Annotated in this window: 13 protein-coding genes; 9 read left to right on the top strand and 4 right to left on the bottom strand. The window is 44.7% G+C overall.

Going from position 1 to position 16,407, the window contains the following annotated elements; translation table 11 throughout:
* Positions 1 to 39: 39 nt before the first annotated feature.
* A complete protein-coding gene (locus F6K53_RS00130; protein WP_293024360.1) occupies positions 40 to 489 on the top strand; it encodes a PPC domain-containing protein in 450 nt (149 codons plus the stop codon).
* Between the two features lie 73 nt (positions 490 to 562).
* Here F6K53_RS00130 and cobS read toward each other — a convergent pair whose 3' ends face one another.
* Positions 563 to 1,357 (bottom strand): adenosylcobinamide-GDP ribazoletransferase, encoded by a 795-nt coding sequence (gene cobS / locus F6K53_RS00125; RefSeq protein ID WP_293024358.1) that lies wholly within the window; start codon positions 1,355 to 1,357, stop codon positions 563 to 565.
* 605 nt (positions 1,358 to 1,962) lie between these two features.
* On the opposite strand from cobS, the gene F6K53_RS00120 reads away from it, so the two are divergent.
* The 6 genes from F6K53_RS00120 (at position 1,963) to F6K53_RS00095 (ending at position 9,664) form a co-directional block, all read left to right on the top strand.
* Positions 1,963 to 2,415, top strand: a complete 453-nt coding sequence (locus tag F6K53_RS00120) for a hypothetical protein (protein WP_293024356.1) — start codon at positions 1,963 to 1,965, stop codon at positions 2,413 to 2,415.
* Positions 2,416 to 2,616: 201 nt separating this feature from the next.
* Entirely contained in the window at positions 2,617 to 3,741 is a 1,125-nt protein-coding gene (gene tgt / locus F6K53_RS00115) for a tRNA guanosine(34) transglycosylase Tgt (protein ID WP_293079538.1), read from the top strand.
* A gap of 47 nt (positions 3,742 to 3,788) precedes the next feature.
* Positions 3,789 to 3,926 (top strand): photosystem II reaction center protein K, encoded by a 138-nt coding sequence (locus F6K53_RS00110; RefSeq protein ID WP_008177837.1) that lies wholly within the window; start codon positions 3,789 to 3,791, stop codon positions 3,924 to 3,926.
* 852 nt (positions 3,927 to 4,778) lie between these two features.
* A complete protein-coding gene (locus tag F6K53_RS00105) occupies positions 4,779 to 7,175 on the top strand; it encodes a CHASE2 domain-containing serine/threonine-protein kinase (RefSeq protein ID WP_293024351.1) in 2,397 nt (798 codons plus the stop codon).
* 581 nt (positions 7,176 to 7,756) lie between these two features.
* Positions 7,757 to 8,419: a YggS family pyridoxal phosphate-dependent enzyme gene (locus tag F6K53_RS00100; RefSeq protein WP_293024349.1), complete on the top strand. Its 663-nt coding sequence runs from the start codon at positions 7,757 to 7,759 to the stop codon at positions 8,417 to 8,419.
* 180 nt (positions 8,420 to 8,599) lie between these two features.
* On the top strand, positions 8,600 to 9,664 hold the full coding sequence (locus F6K53_RS00095; protein ID WP_293024347.1) for a calcium-binding protein: 1,065 nt from the start codon (positions 8,600 to 8,602) through the stop codon (positions 9,662 to 9,664).
* 131 nt (positions 9,665 to 9,795) lie between these two features.
* Here the strand turns inward: F6K53_RS00095 and F6K53_RS00090 are convergent, their stop codons facing one another.
* Positions 9,796 to 10,797, bottom strand: coding sequence for a 2-hydroxyacid dehydrogenase (locus F6K53_RS00090; protein ID WP_075903476.1), 1,002 nt, complete (start codon positions 10,795 to 10,797; stop codon positions 9,796 to 9,798).
* A 532-nt stretch (positions 10,798 to 11,329) separates the two neighbouring features.
* On the opposite strand from F6K53_RS00090, the gene gap reads away from it, so the two are divergent.
* The gene (gap, locus tag F6K53_RS00085; RefSeq protein WP_293079535.1) at positions 11,330 to 12,346 is read left to right on the top strand and encodes a type I glyceraldehyde-3-phosphate dehydrogenase; all 1,017 of its coding nucleotides are present in this window, start codon (positions 11,330 to 11,332) and stop codon (positions 12,344 to 12,346) included.
* A gap of 106 nt (positions 12,347 to 12,452) precedes the next feature.
* Complete coding sequence (locus F6K53_RS00080; RefSeq protein WP_293079532.1) at positions 12,453 to 12,590, top strand: hypothetical protein; 138 nt, start codon at positions 12,453 to 12,455, stop codon at positions 12,588 to 12,590.
* Between the two features lie 20 nt (positions 12,591 to 12,610).
* Here the strand turns inward: F6K53_RS00080 and F6K53_RS00075 are convergent, their stop codons facing one another.
* Both F6K53_RS00075 and F6K53_RS00070 read right to left on the bottom strand, forming a co-directional pair.
* Positions 12,611 to 13,957 (bottom strand): hypothetical protein, encoded by a 1,347-nt coding sequence (locus F6K53_RS00075; protein WP_293071615.1) that lies wholly within the window; start codon positions 13,955 to 13,957, stop codon positions 12,611 to 12,613.
* Positions 13,958 to 14,428: 471 nt separating this feature from the next.
* A complete protein-coding gene (locus F6K53_RS00070; protein WP_293024338.1) occupies positions 14,429 to 16,306 on the bottom strand; it encodes a DUF3370 family protein in 1,878 nt (625 codons plus the stop codon).
* Positions 16,307 to 16,407 lie beyond the last annotated feature (101 nt).

Here is a 16,407-nt window from a genome sequence, read left to right as displayed (position 1 = left end):
ACAGTGTTATAAATGTTACCAACTAAAAGATATATTTAAATGAGTAAAGCTTTTGCTGCTTGGTTTAGCTGGGTTATGCCTGTGGCAGCAACGTTGTTGGCAACGAGCGTAACTGCACCGGTAGTCAGAGCACAAAACCTGTACAATCCGCAGCCGATTTCTCATAGCAAAGAAATTGTTGACACCCTGACTCAGAAAGATATTCCGATCGGGGATGGTGGCTTTGCCCGAGACTATGTAGTAACTCTTGATGCGGGAGACCAAGTTGCCATTGACCTGATCTCAGACAACTTTGACACGATGATCTCTGTGATCGCTTCTGACGGTTCTATGGTAGCGGAAAATGATGATGGACCCGATGGCAGTACTAACTCCTTGTTATTTGCTCGCATCACTGAGACAGATGAGTACATTATCAGGGTGCGTGCCTTTGGCTCAACCGGCGGTGGCAAGTTCAGATTAAAGATAACCAGACTTAAACCAATTTAGGGGGTTAGTGGTCGAGTCGGTAAGTACTCGATAAACTAACAGGTCGTCTTTGACAAAGAATTAGTAAAAGTAATTAGTTAAGGATCAGGGTCAGTAAGCACAGAAACAGGGCTTCTGTCCATTCCACCACTGCTCCGTAAGTGTCTCCAGTATGTCCCCCCAGCTGGCGGTGAAACCAGCCGCCAGTCAGTAGAGCGATCGCACATCCTCCGATGGCCATGGTTAAGGATAACCAAGTATTTGTGGGATCTAGCAACACTGGCACTAGAGATAAACTTAAGACAACGAATAATCCCAAGAGAATATCTTGGGGAATACGTATCCATGGTTTGTGAAATGCCCCTTTACCGGTGGGTTTGAGATAGGGATAAAATGCGATCGCTACTACTTGTCCCCAGCGTCCCCAAGCAGCTGCTCCCATCAAAGCTGCCCACCGATAAGCCCCGATATCAGTTAGGGCAGCGGTTTTGATCAGTAATAGAGTACAGGCTGCCATTGCCCCAAAGGCTCCTGTAGCACTATCTGCCATTACATCTAAACGGCGCTGGGGATCTGGAACTGCTAAACCATCAGCTGTGTCTATCACCCCATCTAAGTGTAATCCTCCAGTCAGGGCAAGCCAGCTGACCACAACTGCAACAGAGCGAGTAAGTGCTGGCATCCCCAACTGTTGCAATAAGATGTCTAATATTATCAGTATTCCCCCAATCAGCAATCCGATGATCGGTGCCCAACGGGCAATGCCCCGAAACTCCATTCCCCAGCTAGCTGGTAGGGGGATAATAGTATAAAAAGTTACAGCACTACTCAATGAACGGAAAAGTTGACGTCCCCATTGCCTAAATTGTTGTCCAGTGAAATACTTCATGGGTAACTGGTGTTACTGAAATTTATTGAATTTTCCTTTGAGCACCATCGAAAGATTGAGATAGTATTGTGTCATAAGCTGTTGTTATAAGCAGCAAGTTACCTCACCCTATGGCTTAGGTCTCAACAGCAACGGGCTGCTAATCTAGTTAGTTCGTGCCGACCAAAACGGCTCAATCAACATTCCTTGGTCGAAAAGTAGTTGGCAATGGGTTTATCCCATTTGGGGTATAAGCTGTTGGTGTTTACTCAATAAGGAGTAATCTAGTTGTCTAGATTTGACTAGTTGACTGTGAACTATTTAAAGATAAACACCTAACACGCGATTATTCCCTGCATCTATTGGAATTATCTGTTGCTGCGCAACGCCGCACGCTTACATGCTTATACCCTTGTATTAACAATTAAGCATGCTTAGATTAGGTATAAAGTCCGATAACCATTAACCCAAAACCTAACACCATTAACCTTTATTGTTGGTTTTAACCCGTTGCCGTAGCTGTGTTCTCATCAATTGGTTTAACCTTTAGGGTTGCCTCGCCAATCAATTAAATTAACCAGTTGCATGTCAATATCAGCCCTGAAAAGCATTATAGGCTTTTATCCATGAGTCACCACCAATCTAGACACCAACTCCCAGCTCCTTGCATCATTGAAACTGGCATTATCATCAACAAGCGAGATATGAAACGCTTGCTTGGTGATTTAGGTTGCGTCCGTTACATCCACACTCTCGATGGTCAGCTAAAGAACCAGGGGGAAGGGTTAGTTCAGGAAGTATTTGCTGATCCCCATTGCTCCACCCTGATTGCCAATCGGACACTTTACATCAATGTCCATAGTTTTGACTATTTACAACTGAGTCAGTCTCCAGAGCAAGAAGCTTACTTTGACCTAATTAGCGAAAATCGTCAGTTGCGGCTAATTCCCCTGTTGAATCCCTTACAACAAGAGTGTGTTGAGCAACTTCAGGCAGAAGCCCTTGAAGCTATGGTCACACAGGTTCTAAGCGCGAAATGGGATGTGCAAATTGATGATGATGGAGATTGTCCTTTTTAGGTTAGAAGGTTAGAAGGTTAGAAGGTTATAGGTTATAGGTTACAGGTTACAGGTTGATAAATGAAATTCAAGGGTATAAGTATTGGCTTGCTTCAAGTTGGATGCATCGAATACACAATATCAAAGACGCAAGAGTTTCACCTGGGTTAACTGAATTAGACGCTATCGTCTAGTTAACGATATTTCAAGACCTAGATCAACTTGAATCAACAGAAAATTAATTTTTCATTTCAATGTCAGGCTTCCTGTAGCCACACTAAAGCAAGAGCTGGGGTGTTTGTGACCCCCCATGGTGTGGTGGAAACTCCCAGGTTTATGCCAGTAGGCACCCTAGCAACGGTAAAAACTCTAACACCAGCCCAGTTAGAGGTAGCTGGGGCCCAAATGGTTTTGGCTAATACCTATCATCTCCATCTGCAACCAGGAGAAGCCATCATTAAACAAGCGGGTGGGCTGCATCGATTTATGGGTTGGCACGGACCAATCTTGACTGATTCTGGTGGCTTTCAGGTGTTTAGCTTGAGTCAGCTCCGTACTATTACCGAAGAGGGTGTGACCTTTCGATCTCCTCGGGATGGGCGGATGATTGATATAACCCCAGAACGGTGTATGGAAATTCAGCATGCCTTGGGAGCAGATGTGATCATGGCATTTGATGAGTGTCCCCCCTATCCAGCTGAGCGAACTGAGGTGGAATTAGCAACTCAACGAACCTATCGCTGGCTCAAACGCTGTATTGTTGCCCACAATCGCCCCAATGAACAAGCTTTGTTTGGTATAGTTCAGGGTGGGGTGTATCTAGATTTGCGTGTCTTGGCTGCCGAATCCTTGGTCGAGTTGGATTTACCAGGTTATGCCATTGGTGGTGTCAGTGTGGGGGAACCAGCTGAATTGATTCACCAAATTGTCGAGACAACCGCTCCATTACTGCCATGGCATAAGCCTCGTTATCTGATGGGGGTCGGTACCTACAGGGAAATGGTTTTAGCGATCGCATCTGGCATAGACTTGTTTGACTGCGTTATTCCCACTCGCCTGGGACGTCATGGTACTGCCTTAGTGCAGGGGGAACGCTGGAACTTGAAAAATGCCCGGTTTCGGGAAGATTTTTCCCCCTTAGATGCCAGTTGTCCTTGCTATTGCTGTCAGAATTTCAGTCGTGCTTATCTGAACCATTTAGTGCGATCGCGTGAATCTCTAGGCTATATGTTACTCTCTCACCACAATGTGACTGAGCTAATTCGGTTTACTCAAGCGATCAGGGCAGCCATCTTAAGTGATCAATTCACTACACAATTTGCTCATTGGCTGTTCACTTCATGTTAAGATACATGTCAATTATTAAATCTGTGTTGGAAAGGAAGATTTAAGATATGGAAGCTGCACTCCTGTTAGGAACATTACCCGAAGCTTACTCTATTTTTGGTCCAGTGGTGGACGTTCTACCAGTCATCCCTGTGTTCTTCTTGCTGCTAGCCTTTGTCTGGCAAGCCGCCGTGGGTTTCCGGTAAACTTCTGCCCCGCTAGAAAACCTGTTTGGCTCTAGGGGTTGGTTTTATGGATAAATATTGACAAATTTAGACATATCTCCCAAAAATCTCGCTAGTTGTGTCAGAAGGGAGTAGTACAAACCCAACGGATGAATCCGGGGGTGAGTAACCTCAATACCTGACCAACGTTTGTCTCTGATAAAGACTACGTAATCAATAAGCCCTACGATTCATCCTACCTATGAACCACTTAGGTCATGGTGGGATGATCAGTTGGCAGGGTTGATGATGGTGTAGATTAGTAGTGCGCCTGTAGGAAATATCAACCAGGGATTGAACCGAATAGTGTGGATAAAGCAATCAAAAACAGGAACGTTCGTAGTAGGGTATCCTGTGAGTAGTAAAGCTTGCCGATATCTGGGATAAATACTATCCACTGATGGTTGATATAAAATACAGGAAGCTGTTTGTATAGGCTAAGTGCAAATTTTTGCCGTCAAAACTGTCAATGTGGAATTACCCAAGATATTAGTCAGGTGGGCATCAACAATTGGGATAAGGGTGGTTGACCACGGCGAACTTGAAGACAAATTTAATATGCTCCGATTGATAGCTTGACAGAATAATCACGACTTGCTTCCTAAGGAAAAAAAAGCAAAATGGTAGTGTAAGCAACTTCGCTTCCATTGCTTCTGCTCAATCGATTAAATCGATCGGGAAAATAATCAGAGCAACCTTTCGGACTTAGATCAGGGCTAAGAATCAAGGAATGAGTCACTACTCTACAGGGTGATTAAACTGTTAATCGTATGATTAATAGAATCATCAAGGGTGAACATCAAGGGTGATTATTTCTAGTGATAATGATTATATATGAGTGCTCAGCTGGTAAAAGTGGCCACAGAAGAGTCACCAAACAACTCAAAACTTAGCCCCCAGGCGGAAAATCCCTCCCCCCCGCCCCCAAAACCGACGAAAGCTTGGTCGCGGCTGAAACGCTTGGGGGAATATGTTGGGATAAATCCAGCATTGATAGGGAGTTTGGCCGTAACTGGTTTAATGCTAGGGTCTAAGCACCTAGGAATGTTGCAGTTTTTTGAGTTAAAGGCTTTCGACCGGATGATAGAGCTGCGACCAGCTTTACCACCGGATGACCGCCTCTTAGTAGTAGAGGTGACTGAGCCAGATTTAAAAGGCACAACAGCTCCAGGAGGGTCTTCAATCAAAGATGCTGTAATGTATGAGGTATTACAGAAGCTGGAGCAACATCAACCCGCTGTCATTGGTGTCGATATCTTTCGAGACAGTCCAGTAGAACCGGGTCATGGCGAATTTTCTGAACTACTGCAAAGTAGCGATCGCATAATTCCAATTTGCTATCGGGGTCAATCAGAAGCATCCAGTGTTGCAGCCCCCCCAAAAATTTCTCAGCATCGTGTAGGCTTTGTTAATCTACTTGAAGATCCCGATGGAATCGTCCGGCGGGCTCCATTATTTTTTGACAATACCAGTGATAATACCAGCATCGTGGGTTGCACCACCAGATTATCATTCGGCTTTCAGTTAGCCCGAAGCTATTTGGAACAGCGGGGAATCAAGCCCGAAAACATCTCCCGAAAACAGATCAAGCTAGGAAAAACAGTCTATAAAAAGATATCTCCTACTGCTGGAGGTTACCAAAAGGGGGATACGGGAGGCTACCAAATTTTATTGAATTACCGCTCTGCTGATCACCTTGCCGATACCGTTACCTTAACTAAGGTTCTGAATGAGGAGATTGAACCAGACTTGGTCAAAGACCGGATTGTCCTAATCGGTATGAATGCTCCTAGTATCAAAGATGATGACTTCTTAACACCCTACAGTTTTGCTCAAAAAGAAAGCAAGCATATGCAAGGAGTCATGATACATGGTCAAATCGTGAGTCAACTGCTCAATGGCGCACTTGGAGAGAGAAGAGGACAGTTTTGGTTTTGGTCTGAGTGGACAGAAGGCTTGTGGCTTTGGGGTTGGACACTAATAGGGGGCGTGTTAGTTGGGGTAAGCCGCAACACTCGACAGTTAGTACTGTCTGAGAGTATTGCTTTAGGTATTTTGGTAGGAACATCCTACCTGCTATTTCTCAACTCAGGATGGATACCTGTCGTGGCACCTGCGTTGGCATTAATCCTTTCGGGTACTGGTGTAATGACTTACACCGGTTACAAAGCTAAACAGGAGAGCATAAAAGCAGAGCAAGAGCGCCGCAAAATTGAAGCAAAAGCTCAAGAACAGGAACAGAACTTAGCCCTGTTACAGGCGTTGTTGAAGGAAAAAAACGAAACCACCTCCAGCGCTAACACCAAAACTATACCGATACCACAAACCGATTTATCTCAAGAAGATGCCACAGCAATTTGGAACCCAACAGCAGGTGCAGACTCTGATGGCACATCGGTAGAGTACCGACCCCAAAATAACCTCCTAGCTGGACGCTACCAAACCAAGCGTGTTCTCGGTTCGGGTGGGTTTGGTCTAGTCCATCTAGCAGAAGATACTCAGCGACCTGGTTCACCCCAGTGTGTGGTCAAGCAATTGAAACCGGCTCGTAGCGATCCGCAATTCTTGAAAATTGCCAGACGCCTATTCAGCACTGAAGCAGACATATTAGAAATTTTGGGTAATCATTTAAAGATTCCTCGACTACTAGCTTATTTTGAAGAAGATCAAGTATTTTACTTAGTGGAAGAATATATTCCCGGTCAGTCCCTTAGTGACGAATTACCAGTAGATAAACGGCTTGGAGTGAAGGAAGTCGCAGATATACTGAAAGATATTTTAGAAATTCTCGTCTTTATCCACAAATACGGCGTCATCCACCGGGATATCAAACCTGGCAATATTATCCGTCGTCAAACTGATGGTCAACTGGTACTAATTGACTTCGGAGCAGTTAAACAGATTAAAAGCCCAGAGCAAAGTGAGGAAAAAAATGATACGGTTGCCATTGGCTCTCGTGGTTATGCCCCACCAGAGCAATTAGCGGGACACCCCAGTTTCAATAGTGATATTTATGCTTTAGGTATGATTGGGATTCAAGGATTAACTGGAATTCGTCCCTATCATTTGCCCATTTCCCCAGAAACTGGTGAAGTGATCTGGCGCAACCTGGCAGATGTACCTGAAGAATTTGCCCAAATTATAGAAAAGATGGTAAGCTATCATTTCGCTGACAGATACCAGTCAGCTGAGGTAATCCTGCAAGATTTCTCCAAAGTGATTGGTGGGTGAAGTATCCCAACAAGATCCGCTGAAGTTGGGGCTTCCAACTGGCGTCACAAGGACGGTCTTATTCGTCTTTCGGCAAAGCCGACGCTTCGCGAACAGGATTTCCCGTTTCATCCGCCGATGCCACGTTGGGTACTTCCGCGTACACAGAAAGTCCAGAACTGAATCTGGTGATGGTCTTACTCAGCGTCCACAGGCAGCTGCCCGTCTGACCCAGGCAGTAATTCTTTTTTTGCCGCTTGGTTTTCGCGGTTTATAACTGGTGTTCCAGTCGATTATGTCTCATGACATCTTGCGCTTGCCTTTTCGGTTCGCTTAGCGTCGGCGAAACCCGAAACGCTGTGGCGAACGGTGGTCGAGTTCGTTCACGCGCTTTGACTACATCTCTTATCCACCTAGCTCAACTATTATCAGCCCATGCCTGACCATGTAAACCTAAGCGAGTTATTTTCATAATAGCATATAATCAATCGTTCGGCTATCCATCCCCACCTTCAAAGTTGGATGGGGAATTTCGCCGATTTTTGTTAAAGCCATGGAGGAAAAAGCCAAGAGGGAAGACTATGGAAAAAATACCTTTAACTATGACTACACCTATTACTGATAATATCCAGCAGATTCGTCAACAGTTAAAGCCTAATGTCCGTTTAATTGCAGTTAGCAAAACCGTATCTGTAGACAAAATGCGGGAAGCCTATGGTGCTGGAATTCGGGATTTTGGAGAAAATCGCTTGCAAGAGGCTTGTGCTAAGCAGGAACAGTTACAAGATTTAGAGGGTATTTCCTGGCATTTTATCGGTCACTTACAAAAGAATAAAGCCAAACTTGCTGTTCAAACAATGGACTGGATCCATTCCGTTGATGATTTAAAGTTAGCCCAGAGTTTAAATCGGCGGGCGAATGAGTTAAATAAACGACCTAAGGTTTGTTTACAAATTAAGATTTTGCCCGATCCTAATAAATATGGTTGGTCTGTTGAGCAGTTATTAGAAACGTTACCAGAATTAGAAGCTTGCGATTCCTTAGATATTCAAGGGTTAATGACGATTCTTCCCTTGGGGTTATCGGAATATGAAATTTTTGATGCATTTGTAGAAGTTGCTAAATTCAAGGAACAGCTTAATCAAACAACTCAGTTAAACTTAAAAGAAGTATCAATGGGAATGTCGGGAGATTATTTGCAGGCTATTAAAGCAGGAGCAACGATGATTCGCCTAGGAAGCAAAATTTTCGGAAAACGTCAATAGTTCTTGAGCATTTTTTACGGTATTTTACGGTGCGACGCCGCTCGGGTTTTCCGACAAGCGTGAACGCGCAGCAAGAAACCGGTCAAATTGGCCAAATACTGCCAATTTGGCTAGCTTTACCATACCTAAGACCAGACAATAAAGGAGGTCGGAGTTGGATAGGAATAGGTGATCGAATAAATGTTTAACTTGAATTTCGTGGGGTTGGAAACAAATACTACAAATACTAGTGTAATTCTCATAGGTGGCAGTGGCAACGATACTCTCAACGGTGGCTCACAGGATGATACCCTCAAAGGTAGAGCTGGGGATGATATTCTCAATGGTCGAGGGGGTAATGACCGTCTTGAAGGGGAGGAGGATTCAGATGTTCTCAACGGTGGAGAGGGCAATGATACCCTGATTGGTGGCTCAGGGAATGATGTCCTTACTGGTGGACCTGGTCCTAGCTTTGGCTTGAGTTTGTTTGAGGTTAAACAGACATCTGATCATGATTTCCTCGACGGTGGCACAGGAAATGACACGCTCAACGGAGCAGATGGTAATGATACCCTAAAAGGCGGAGCTGGTGATGATTCCCTTTTAGGTGATGTTCGTAGGCGTTTGACTGGAATTCCCATAAACTATAATCCAGGTAGTGACATCCTTGATGGTGGAGACGGCAATGACATCCTCGAAGGTGGTGGTAGCAGTGATACTCTCATTGGTGGAACTGGCCATGATACCCTGATTGGTGATGGTGATGAGCAAAATGTCTTTGGTGGCGGGAATGATTATCTAATTGGTGGCAATGGTGATGATTCTCTAGTAGGTGGGGAAGGAAGGGATACCCTTACTGGTGGTCACGGAGCTGATATCTTTAAATTCACATTTACAAATCGTCCATTACCGATCTTCCCGCCTTCAATGCCTCCATCACAACCGCTACAACCTTCAACGGGAATCAACATAACTGATAGTTTTCTATTATCGAGTAACTCTGACTCGGAAGTGCCACGACCTGAAAGCGGAATTGACAGGATTACAGATTTCAATGTCCAAGAGGGAGATAGGATTGAAATTGATAGTTTTGGAGAACTTGATATTGATAAAATCTCCTACAATAAAACTACAGGTGCTCTGTCTTTTGAAGAGCAACAATTTGCTCAACTACAAGCAGGTCTTAATTTCAGTCCAGAGCAGCATATTGATTTACAAGTCTTCCCTCCTCGTTCCTTTGTTCCCCCTCCTCCTAGTGCGTTTTAGGCCAATTTAGTAATTGGTAATTAAGATTTTAGTAATTAGATTAGAATTACCAATTACTAAAATCTTAATTAAATTTTGCCGAGGTCACCCCTTGAGAAGATTTGGTATTCAACCTGACTTGATATTATTCCCTATTCCCTATTAATAATAATTTTATTCGGACAAGGAACACCTTTCTCAAAGTTAGTAATATTAGATAGTGTAGTTTCAGCAATGTTATCGAGGGCATTTTCAGTGAAGAAAGCTTGATGAGCAGTAATAATTACATTAGGAAACGTGAGTAAACGTTCAAAAATATCATCTTGAATGACTTCATTAGACAAATCCTCAAAAAACAAGGCAGATTCTTGCTCATAGACATCCAGAGCGAGATAGCCAATTTTCTTAGACTTGAGCGCACCAATAATGGCTTTGGTATCAATCAATCCCCCTCGGCTAGTATTAATTAGCATCACACCTGGTTTCATCTGCTCTAGAGCTTCGGAATTAATCAGATGATAGTTTTCAGGAGTTAAGGGACAGTGTAGCGTGATAATATCAGAGATAGCAAAGAGTTCAGCTAGCTCTACATACTTGACCCCCAAAGCTTGACACTCCGGGTTTGGATAAGGATCATATGCCACTAATTGACACCCCATACCAGTGAGAATTTGGGCTACGATAACACCAATTTTACCAGTTCCCACGATGCCTACAGTTCGACCATGCATATCGAATCCCAAGAGTCCATCTAGGGAAAAATTTCCTTCTCGTACTCGAGAATAAGCACGATGTATCTTGCGATTCAGGGCTAGCATTAAGCCAATCGTATGTTCAGCGATCGCATAGGGGGAGTAAGCGGGAACACGCACTACTGTCATGTCCAATTCTGTCGCTTTTGTGACATCCACATTATTAAAACCAGCACAGCGTAGAGCAATCAGACGAGTTCCCTGTTGCGCCAGCTTTTCCAACACTTGTCCGTTGAGGGAATCATTGACAAAAACGCATACTGCTGGACATCCTGATGCCAAAATAGTCGTTTGAGTATCGAGGTGCGGTTCAAAAAAAGTTAATTCATGACCGTATTGGGAATTAACAGCTTCCAGAAACTGTCGGTCGTAGACTTTGGTACTAAAGACAGCGACTTTCATAGAGGTAATGCCAAAACCAGCTTAATTAAATTGTAGATAAAAATTTAAAGAGTAGGTTTAAAGAAAAGGTTAATTTTATGGCAAGCATTTAACAGTCAGCTATCAGCGGTCATCTAAATGCTTACCTGCTCTTTTCTTTCTTTGGAGTTTAACACAGAGCAGTGGTAGAGATTGACACCAATTACCACAGTCTTAAATTAAGTTAAAGGATTAACAAATAATGAGTAGAGTGAGCTATAAACAATAGCTTGGATGCCTAGCAAAAATCCTTGAGTCACATCTGGTTGCTTTGCAATCCGTTCATGATAGTTTTGATGCTCCCAGCTGTCAACAATAAAGGAAGAATTAATCTTCCCGATTGGATGACATTGTCTTGATGCAGAGCGGGAGTGGGGGTTTTACTCAAGACCGTAATGGTGCGTTTTCCGTAGGCGAATTAAATTCGCCACGGGTCGCACCTCTGCATCGCTGGATGAGGATTCTTAATTATCCACAAACGTAAATTTGTAAACCTCTTAAAGGAGATTTGTCCATGGCAACTGTCAAAGTGGGTATCAATGGATTTGGTCGTATCGGACGACTCGTATTCCGTGCTGCCCTCAACTACCCAGAAATCGAAGTGCTGGGCATTAATGACCTAGTTCCACCACAGACTATCGCCTATTTACTCAAATACGACTCAACCCATGGTCGTTTCAAGGGTACCGTAGAAGCTGAAGCTGATGGAATTGTGGTCAATGGCAAGAAAATCCCCTGTGTCTCAATTAAAAACCCAGAGGAGCTGCCTTGGACGAAACTCGGTGTGGAATATGTAGTAGAATCTACTGGTCTATTTACCACCTATGATGGGGCATCTAAGCATTTAGAAGCGGGAGCGAAGCGGGTGGTAATCTCTGCTCCTACTAAAAACCCTGATTTGGTTCCCACCCTGTTGATGGGTGTCAATCACGATACCTATGACCCGGGTATTGATACTATCGTTTCCAATGCCAGTTGCACAACTAACTGTCTTGCTCCCATTGCTAAAGTGATTAATGACAATTTTGGGCTAGCGGAAGGGTTAATGACTACGGTCCATGCCATGACTGCTACCCAGCCAACGGTAGATGGTCCAAGTAAGAAAGACTTTCGGGGCGGGCGAAGTGCTGCTCAGAACATTATCCCCGCTTCTACGGGTGCGGCCAAAGCTGTAACGCTAGTGTTACCGGAACTGAAAGGTAAACTTACCGGCATGGCATTACGGGTACCAACACCGGATGTATCAGTGGTAGATTTGACCTTCAGGACTCAAAAGGCAACCAGCTACCCAGAGATTTGTGCAGCAATGAAAGCAGCCTCAGTTGGGGCGATGAAAGGAATTTTGGGCTATACAGAGGAGCCAGTGGTGTCCACCGATTTTCAAGGCGACCCTCATTCCAGCATTTTCGATGCTGGAGCGGGAATGGAACTTAATTCTAATTTCTTTAAAGTTGTCTGTTGGTACGACAATGAGTGGGGTTACTCTAACCGCATGATTGACCTAATCTTATCTATGGCAGCTAAAGGTTAGGTCGCCCGTAGCAGCTAGCACAGGGAAAGGAAAAGTCAGTAACTACTTTCCCTGACTAGAAACTGGAGAAGGGGAAGAGGCAGAACAGACTCGAAGATACCCCAAGTTGGGAAAGACCAAACTTTCTCGTATCCCAGAAATAGTAAAGCAGATGCGATTCGGCGTTCGCGCAGCGTGGCCTACGGCCACAGCCGACGCTACGCGATTGACCTACGGTCAATCGCGTAGCGTTCGCATCTGCTGACTCGGTTTGAGATTAATAAATTATTGGTGATTAAGTAAAGGAAAGTATTTTCCTTGCCGATACTCCCAAGTGATGCCCTCGGGATCCCGAGAGCGACTCCACTGGCTGAAGTTTGGGTCAGTGCGCATCCTCTTGAGTAACCTGTCCCCACAACGGAAGCGATCGCAGAGCTTTTTGACACTGTAGGGTTCTAGTGAAAAACCCTGGGATGACCCATTAGTGGTGGCAGTAGTCTCCTCTATTTCAGGTTCAAAGGTGTTTGATGATTCTTGATCAACCTGATTAACCTGATCAACTAAAGGAAAATATTTTCCTTGCCGATACTCCCAAGTGATGCCCTCGGGATCCCGAGAGCGACTCCACTGGCTGAAGTTTGGCTCAGTGCGCATCCTCTTGAGTAACCTGTCCCCGCAACGGAAGCGATCGCACATCTGTTTGACACTGTAGGGTTCTACTGAAAAACCCTGGGATGACCCATTAGTCGTGGGGGTAGTCTCCTCTATTTCAGGTTCAAAGGTGTTTGATGATTCTTGATCAACCTGATTAACCTGATCAACTAAAGGAAAATATTTTCCTTGCCGATACTCCCAAGTGATGCCCTCGGGATCCCGAGAGCGACTCCACTGGCTGAAGTTTGGCTCAGTGCGCATCCTCTTGAGTAACCTGTCCCCGCAACGGAAGCGATCGCACATCTTCTTCACACTGTAGGGTTCTACTGAAATCCCCTGGGATGACCCATTAGTCGTGGGGGTAGTCTCCTCTATTTCAGGTTCAGAGGTGGCTGATGATTCCTGATTAACCTGATCAACTAAAGGAAAATATTTTCCTTGCCGATACTCCCAAGTTATGCCCTCGGGATCCCGAGAGCGACTCCACTGGCTGAAGTTTGGCTCAGTGCGCATCCTCTTGAGTAACCTGTCCCCGCAACGGAAGCGATCGCACATCTTCTTCACACTGTAGGGTTCTACTAAAAGTAGCTCTGATGAAGATTTAGCAGGAGTAATCTTCTTTTTAGCAGAGGTAGCTGATGGAAATGCTGTGGTGATATCGCCAGCTGGTAGAGCTTCGACGATATAATCTGCCAACGGCACCTCCTGGCTGTAAACCCCTTTAGTTGTGTGATACTTGATGATGCTTTCCCCGCTAAACCAATCTAGGGCTGTCCTCACGAAAAGCCACCCAGCTTGGGGGGACTTCTCCAGACATACTGGTGTCTTCTGCCCACTGGTAAGATTCACCAAGTTGTGTGTTGGCTTGAACATCCCCTTTTCGGGTATATACAGCTCATCTTGCTGACGTTTTCGTCTCGGACTACATTCGAGACAGTATTTAGGAGGCTTACCAGGATAGCACTCACGAGTAGTCATATGATTGCATTTGGGGCAAAAAAAGGTAACTGGACGGGTATGGATCGTACGAGTGTGAGCACGCACGATAAAGGTTTGAGAAGGCATAAGTGGTCAAGATATCAATAGTTATCTAGCAAAAGTTATCAAGCAACCTGAGTGTGATATAGTTGTTCTGGTGCCGACAGCAATTCTAGGTATATCCCTAGGCAGTAGCTGCCGTAACTAGATCATCTCTATCATCTAGAGTAAGCATTTCTGCTGGTTTGATGATCTTAGGCAAAACTTCGTCAGCAATAACTAAACTCCTAAATAGTTAATACTGATCGCTTTTGCTGGCATCAGCTATTTTTGATAAAGTTTAGTATGCTGCTAACGTTACACAATAGCAGATTCAGGCTAAATCCGTGATACTACTAGAATCGAGATTAATATTTGATTGTGCGATCGCACAATTGCGACCTTGTATTTGTGAGCCGATTTCCAACTCTCCTAACCCTCCAAAGTCCGAACTGTAAGCACCTGGGGTGGTGTCGAATCCGGGGGATAGAGAAAATCCACCTGTAGCTGCCTAACTTCTTCAGGGGCTAAATTCAACGTCACCAATGGATGCCCTGGCTGTCCTCGTCGCTGCACTAAATGCACATAGCGCGTCTGAGCCTTTCGATCATCATCATCATAATTTATTCTGAGTGTACCCCGAAAGAACACGTTTTCAACCCGTGGGTTCAAAAACAGCAGTCGATCAGTACCCCCCTCATCCTTCAATGGCGTTTGCAGCGATACCGTCAGCGTTTGGGGTTGATTAGTAGTATTCTTCAATGGTAAAGTTATATTGTATTCTACCCCATAATTACTGTGGGCAAAGTAGGCCGTATCGGCATAGCGCCTTAACATCGGTGCACTTTGAATTTGCCCTGTACTCAGAGTAATCAGATGTAGAGTCCCCACCACATAAGAAAATGCCTGCCCTAGCTGAGGAATACTCAAATAGTTAACATTTGGATTATCTTGAATCAGCACTTGCCATTGAGAACCTTGGGAAACACCAGCCACCCGACCAAACACCGTCGGTTCTTGAGGTGGTTCGAGAGGAGTGGGTATTGGTCCACGGGGTTGAGCTAAGCCGCCCGTATCCAGTAAGTCTTGCCATTCTGCTACCGTAGGTTCCCGATAGATTCCATTGCCATCACGAGGGGCTTTCATGGCTAAGTTAGCCACATAGACCATCCCATCACTCCGTAACCGCATCATGGTAGAACGACCATTAGAAGCTGGTGATCGTTTAACTGGAATTGGCTGATTCATTAACATTTGGCTTTGTTTTGCCTTCAGCACCAGTTTGGCGGGAAATAGTTCTTGGAGAATTCCCCTGAGTACATCATTCATTGTCCGACTGCCAGGACCAGCATAGACTGTACCATTGGGATTATCCACCATATCCGGCAACGAGATAAACGGTGCATCTGGGGTAGACAGATAACTCGCCCCTTGCAAGACCTCCACTGTAACAGGTGTTTCATTGGGATTATAAACTATCAATCCTTGATAAAGGGGATGGGTTTCCGCCTGAGTCTCTGCTCTAGCAATATGGTGGGTAAAGATATCAAACCGTCCATTAAAGCCATAATCAAGGTGGGCTGAAGGAACTTGTTTCCCTTCCGGTGAAAACGTAGACAGCAAAATCCCCTCACTTCTGACTAGTTCTGGACTATTGCTATTAAATACAGGCACCTGATCCAATTGCCCTGGTAAACTACGAACATCATCAGAAGAGACTTCCACTCCAGCAATATACTGAGGTGGAACAGCATAGATGTTTAACGCCCGACACAGCAAAGCCGCTACTTCACCACGGGTAGCACTCTGATTTGGTTTGACCTGTTTGATATTGGGATAGTTAACCACAATAGTATTAATTGCTGCGGATGCGATCGCATTTTTAGCATACTGGGGAATCTGGGTAGCATCAGTAAAATACCGTCTGAGAGTTCCATCGGGTTCTGACGGGATAGGATAATTCTTGGCTCCTGCTAAAACTGCGATCGCTTGCACTCGAGAAATGGACTCATTCGGTTTAAATCGTCTGCCAGGATAGCCCGAAAAAAATCTTCGCTTGTAGGCATCTTGAATCACATTTTTGGCCCAATGATTACTAGGTACGTCCTTAAAACGAATACCACCCCGCTGAATCGGTGCTGAGGGAAAGGCATTCAGCATTAAGACGGCAAACTCAGCGCGGGTAATTCTAAAATTAGGACGAAATTTACCATCCGGGTAACCACTGACCAACTTACGCTCCCGCAGTTGGTTGATACAATCTCTCGCCCAATGATTTTCTAGGTCAGGGAAAGTAGCGGTATTGGTCATCAGTAGTAGTATTTAGTCTAAACTGCTTGAGTCTGGGCAACTAACTTGAAATTTTTTACTTCAAGCCCACGATCAGTTCTATTTATGATAATGTTGGTCAA

This window comes from Moorena sp. SIO4A1, from assembly GCF_010672065.1.
Taxonomy (GTDB): domain Bacteria; phylum Cyanobacteriota; class Cyanobacteriia; order Cyanobacteriales; family Coleofasciculaceae; genus Moorena.
Note: the sequence above shows the minus strand (reverse complement) of the source record. Positions and strands in the feature narration are given on the sequence as shown.

Bases quoted from the DNA above. Each gene is read 5' to 3' on its own strand.
- F6K53_RS00090 (WP_075903476.1), bottom strand. From the start codon at position 10,797: ATGAAAGTCGCTGTCTTTAGTACCAAAGTCTACGACCGACAGTTTCTG.
- F6K53_RS00095 (WP_293024347.1), top strand. From the start codon at position 8,600: ATGTTTAACTTGAATTTCGTGGGGTTGGAAACAAATACTACAAATACT.
- F6K53_RS00075 (WP_293071615.1), bottom strand. From the start codon at position 13,957: ATGACTACTCGTGAGTGCTATCCTGGTAAGCCTCCTAAATACTGTCTC.
- gap (WP_293079535.1), top strand. From the start codon at position 11,330: ATGGCAACTGTCAAAGTGGGTATCAATGGATTTGGTCGTATCGGACGA.
- F6K53_RS00120 (WP_293024356.1), top strand. From the start codon at position 1,963: ATGAGTCACCACCAATCTAGACACCAACTCCCAGCTCCTTGCATCATT.
- F6K53_RS00130 (WP_293024360.1), top strand. From the start codon at position 40: ATGAGTAAAGCTTTTGCTGCTTGGTTTAGCTGGGTTATGCCTGTGGCA.
- cobS (WP_293024358.1), bottom strand. From the start codon at position 1,357: ATGAAGTATTTCACTGGACAACAATTTAGGCAATGGGGACGTCAACTT.
- F6K53_RS00110 (WP_008177837.1), top strand. From the start codon at position 3,789: ATGGAAGCTGCACTCCTGTTAGGAACATTACCCGAAGCTTACTCTATT.
- F6K53_RS00100 (WP_293024349.1), top strand. From the start codon at position 7,757: ATGACTACACCTATTACTGATAATATCCAGCAGATTCGTCAACAGTTA.
- F6K53_RS00105 (WP_293024351.1), top strand. From the start codon at position 4,779: ATGAGTGCTCAGCTGGTAAAAGTGGCCACAGAAGAGTCACCAAACAAC.
- F6K53_RS00070 (WP_293024338.1), bottom strand. From the start codon at position 16,306: ATGACCAATACCGCTACTTTCCCTGACCTAGAAAATCATTGGGCGAGA.